The organism is Saccharomonospora iraqiensis subsp. iraqiensis (assembly GCF_000430445.1).
GTDB lineage: Bacteria > Actinomycetota > Actinomycetes > Mycobacteriales > Pseudonocardiaceae > Saccharomonospora > Saccharomonospora iraqiensis.
Window position 1 is genome coordinate 14414 of the sequence record NZ_KE387098.1, and the last position, 4447, is coordinate 18860.

The window sequence follows — 4447 nt, forward strand, 5'->3', positions numbered from 1 at the left end:
GGTCGCCACTCCGGGACCGCGGGTCGACGCTCCGGGAGGCGGGCCGACGGCCCCGGGCGGGAGCGGGTGCTCCCCGTCCGGGGCCGTCGACCGGTCCCGGGGCGGGATCAGTCCCCGTCCCGGACCGTCTCCGAGCGGGCCAGCACCTCGTCGTCCGCGCCGAGGGCCTCGGCCGCGAAGAAGGGGCCCTCGCTGGTGACCGCCACGGCCGTCTCGAAGCCGCTGCGGTCCACGGTCGCCACCGGCTCCAGCGCGTCGCCGGATTCCCCGGCGAACACCCGCCACCGGCGCGTCGCGGTGGAGCCGTTCCAGCTCGTGTAGACGGTGCGTCCGCCCGCCTTGCTGCTCCCGATGCCGACCGCGGGTTTCTCGGCGGGCGTGCCGGTCCAGTCCGCGGTGCGGGCGCGGTAGGACTGGTCGGGTTCGGGGAACCGGGCGTCGAACGCGAGCGTGCCGTCCGGGGCGAACTCCGAGGTGTAGGGCTGCGATCCCCAGCCCACGAGCGCACGGCCGTCCTCAAGCAGCTGCATGCTGCCCTGGTTGTCGGCGCGCAGCCCGGCCGGGTGCACGAACTCGCGGTCGAGCGTGACCCGGCGCGCCTCGTGGTCGATGTGGAGCACCAGCCCCCGGGAGTGCGGCCCCTGCGGCGGCGACGAGGAGTTGTCGAACAGTGCCAGCCGGTCACCGGGGTGCATCCGCGCGTCGTGCTGCCAGGAGAACCGGGCGGTCTTCTCGACCTCGAAGTCGGACCGGCGACCGTTCATCCGCCACACGACCTCGCCGCTGTCCCGGGAGATCTTGTACAGCGCCCAGGTGTTGCGGGCCGACAGGACGAGACCGTCGTCGTCGGTCTCGGCGATCGAGTTCAGGTGGATGTAGTCGAAGGGTGCGTCCTCGGTACCGGCCTCGCCCAGTTCCTTGTAGGTCTCGTCGACGGCGACGTGGTCGAGACTGTTCCACTCGAACAGCACCTCACCGGAGGCGATGTCGACCTCCTGCACCACACCGGCGTAGACCCAGCCGTCCGCGGGGCCACCGACGGCGGACAGATCGGCCCGCGCCGGGTGGTAGGCCATCAGCAGTGCGGTGTCCCGCTCGGTGATCAGGAACTCGTGCAGGTCGGCCCGCATCCCGTTGCCCATCCCGACCTCGGCGACCGGCCGGTACGCACTGTCGTAGATGACGGCCGTGCCCTGCCCGTACCCGGCGAGAACCTCACCCTGCCACCAGGTCAGCACCGGTTCTCCGCGGTAGGTCTGCGCCTTGAAGTCCGCCGGGATCAGCTGTTCACCCTCCCGGGGCAGGAACCACACGGGCGTGCCGTGCCGGTCGACGACCATGCAGCCGGGCTGGCTCGGGCTGCCGTCCTGGTACGCCTTCGGGCTCAGGAACAGGTAGCCGCCGCCGTCCGGGTCCCCGCCGGGGGCGGTGACCGTCACCCGTGGGGGGCGCAGGTCGGGACGGGAGACGAAGTGGTGCAGCGCGTTGGCGGGGGGTGCGGTCGGTTCCCCGGCGGCGGCCGCCTGCTCCGGGCGGGGGAGCCGGTATCCCACGTAACCGGTGGTCAGCGGGACGGCCACGCCCGCGCCGACCAGGGCGGCCCGGCGCAGGAAACGCCGCCGCGTGAGATCGCTGTCAGCCATCGGCGGTAGTCCTCCTCGGCGGTGAGTGTCGCTCAAAAGAGTGACGTTACCGAGGAGTTGTCCCGGGTCTGCGCGCGGAGGGGCCGGGACGGTCCGGGGTCCGGGCCGGGCTCGCCGCGTGCGGACCCGGCCCGGACCCCGGGGTGATCCCGGACCTACCCCGGGGACGGCCGTGGTCGCTCAGTCCACCGGTGCCACGTCGACCACCCGGTCGTGTCGGACCCACACCGGCTCGGCGTCGAGCCCGGCGTCGTCCGGTCGGGTGGGAAACCAGAGCACCGAGGTGTACGGGTCGGCGATCGGGTATGCGACGACCTCCCCGTCGCGGAACAGCTTCTCCATTCCGACGGGCGTGCCCGCGAGGTAGGTGATCCGGTCACCGACAACGATCTCGTCGGCATTCTTGTTCATGACGGTTTCCTCCGCCGAGCATATCCGGACCACGGATTCTTCATCTTGCTGACTGCAAGGACACTACCCGAGGTGGCGAGGGTCGACAGTGGAATCACAGCACCGGGTGACCTCCGTCCGGGCGATTCCCCGGTAACGGTTGCCACGGGGCGGTGAACGGCCGTCCGGTTCCCATCCGTCGTCCGTCCACCGCCCACATCGGACCGCCCGACGTCCGGCCGTCAGAACGCGGCCGTCAGAACGCGGTCGGCCGGAGCAGGGCGTCGACGCCACCGTCGACGACGAACTGGGCACCGTGGATGAACCCCGCGTTCTCCCCCATCAGGTATCCGATCAGGGAGGCGATCTCGTCGGGCCGGGCGTGCCGGGAGATCGGGGCCACGAAGTCGCGGATGGCCTGACCGTACCGCTCGTCCCGCATCCCCGCCTCGAGCAGCGGCGTCTCGACCGAGCCCGGGGCGACCGTGTTCAGCCGGACCCCCGCGGCGCCCCAGTCGGACACCCGGCGCCGCACGGCGACGGTGAGCGCGTTCTTCGACCCCGCGTAGGCGAGCTGGCCGCGGTACTCCCCGCCGACGGCGAGGGCGTCGTCCACCGCGGACTCGTCGCCGGACCCGAGCACCTCGGCGAGGGGGTTGTCGGACCAGGGGAGCTGGGTGGACGAGACCGACGACACCACGACCGCAGCCGGGTCCGTGCCCCGGCGCAGGGCGGGCAGGATCCCGTCGAGCAGGGCGAGCGCGCCGAAGTAGTTCACCGCGACGATGCGCCGCGCGTCGTCCACGTGCGGGCCGAGCCCGGCGCACAGGGCGGCGCCGTCGAGCACGCCGCCGCTGCGTTCCAGGACACCGTCCACGGCGGCGCGGCGCCCGTCCGGGGTGCTCAGGTCGGCGACGACGTCCGCGTCGTGCAGATCGACGCCGAGCACCTCGCGGCCCTGTTTCCGCAGGGTCTCGCAGGTGGCCGCGCCGATACCGGACGCGGAACCGGTGACAACGGTCGGTGCCATGCAGGGGTCCTCCTCGTTCGGGGTGCGATCCCGCGGGCCGCGGGATCGCCGTCCACCGGCCGCCCACCGTCACGGTGGGACAGGCCGGAGGACACGGTCGTGGTCACGGCGCCGCCAGGCCCGCGGTGACGAACGCACGCAGCGTCCCGACCGGCACCGTCCCGGTGGACGGCACGTCGGTCAGCGGCGTGCCGAAGGTCTGCAGGATGAGGTCGAAGGCCAACACCCACCGGCGCGCGGCCTCCCGCTCGGACAGATCGGGCCGCGCCGCGCACAGCAACCGTGCCCACGCGGCCGGATCGTGCCAGCGCGAGGTCCACCCGACGCGGGTGCGGCCGAGCACGAACCGCGCGAGCAGCTGCAGGTGCAGTCGCCCCGCCGCCCCGGTGGCGAGCGTGGTCAACGGGGCGAGCACGACGTCGACGAGTTCGTCCACCGAGGGTGCCCGCCCCTGTTCCCACCGGGCGGCGAGGTCGGCGAGCCGGTCGGCCCACAGCGGGGCGAGCCGGTCCTCCAGCAGCGCCACGACGAGGTCGTCCTTGGAGCCGAAGTGGTAGTGCACCGCCGCCGGGTTCATGCCGGCGGCGGAGTTGATCGCGCGCACCGACACCCGGTCGTAGCCGGACTCCAGGAACAGGTCCTCGGCCACGGCCAGCAACCGTCGCCGCGCGGAGGGCTCCCCGGACGCCACCGTCATGACCACCAGTACACCCGAGATCAACCTCCCGGGTCAAACACCGCCTCAATCACCGATTGACCACCCTCGACGGGGGCGGGATGCCGTGAAGGCCCCCTTGCCCGCGCCGAACGCCGTGAAGGCCTCCTTCCCCGCACCGGACGCAGGCAGGGAGGCCTTCACGGCACACCCGGTCCCACCGGGGCGGATCAGCGGAGGGGGTCGACGTCGCGGAGTTCCTCGGGCTGCTTGCCCGTGACGATCTGTTCGGCGAGCAGCCTGCCGGTGACCGGTCCCTGGGTGAACCCCCACATGCCGTGTCCGCCCGCGACGTGGACACCCGGGACGGTGGTCGCGCCGATCAGCGGCCTGCCGTCCGGCGTGACCGGCCGCGGGCCCACCCACTCGTCGGTGCGCTCGTCCCACCGGACGCCGTCGAGCAACGGGCGCGCGGAGGCGACGATCGCCGCGATCCGCTCCCGGTCGAGGGCGTCGTCGGGACCCCGGAACTCCATCGTGCCGGCGACGCGGAGCCCGCCCCGGTACGGCGTACAGGCCACCCGGACCCCCGGCAGGTAGACCGGCCCCGGGACCGGCGCCTCGGTCGGCACGGTGAACGAGTACCCGCGCCCCGCCCGCACCGGTACCCGCACGCCGCCCGTACGGGCGAGCCGGTCCAGCCACGCACCGGTCGCCAGGACCGCCGTC

The 4447-nt window shown here is 73.2% G+C and carries 5 protein-coding genes; all 5 read right to left on the minus strand.

From position 1 onward, the window contains the following. Positions 1 to 107: 107 nt before the first annotated feature. Positions 108 to 1643, minus strand: a complete 1536-nt coding sequence (locus tag ACTIR_RS0113770; RefSeq protein WP_026454723.1) for an arylsulfotransferase family protein — start codon at positions 1641 to 1643, stop codon at positions 108 to 110. A gap of 180 nt (positions 1644 to 1823) precedes the next feature. Next, positions 1824 to 2054, minus strand: a complete 231-nt coding sequence (locus ACTIR_RS0113775; protein WP_007026480.1) for a hypothetical protein — start codon at positions 2052 to 2054, stop codon at positions 1824 to 1826. Positions 2055 to 2289: 235 nt separating this feature from the next. Beyond that, positions 2290 to 3063: an SDR family oxidoreductase gene (locus ACTIR_RS0113780; RefSeq protein ID WP_026454724.1), complete on the minus strand. Its 774-nt coding sequence runs from the start codon at positions 3061 to 3063 to the stop codon at positions 2290 to 2292. Between the two features lie 103 nt (positions 3064 to 3166). Continuing rightward, positions 3167 to 3760 (minus strand): TetR/AcrR family transcriptional regulator, encoded by a 594-nt coding sequence (locus ACTIR_RS0113785; protein ID WP_026454725.1) that lies wholly within the window; start codon positions 3758 to 3760, stop codon positions 3167 to 3169. Positions 3761 to 3948: 188 nt separating this feature from the next. Beyond that, a partial coding sequence (locus tag ACTIR_RS23325) for an NAD(P)/FAD-dependent oxidoreductase (protein WP_154663757.1) occupies positions 3949 to 4447 on the minus strand: 499 nt, incomplete at its 5' end.

Bases quoted from the DNA above. Each gene is read 5' to 3' on its own strand.
- ACTIR_RS0113770 (WP_026454723.1), bottom strand. From the start codon at position 1,643: ATGGCTGACAGCGATCTCACGCGGCGGCGTTTCCTGCGCCGGGCCGCC.
- ACTIR_RS0113775 (WP_007026480.1), bottom strand. From the start codon at position 2,054: ATGAACAAGAATGCCGACGAGATCGTTGTCGGTGACCGGATCACCTAC.
- ACTIR_RS0113780 (WP_026454724.1), bottom strand. From the start codon at position 3,063: ATGGCACCGACCGTTGTCACCGGTTCCGCGTCCGGTATCGGCGCGGCC.
- ACTIR_RS0113785 (WP_026454725.1), bottom strand. From the start codon at position 3,760: ATGACGGTGGCGTCCGGGGAGCCCTCCGCGCGGCGACGGTTGCTGGCC.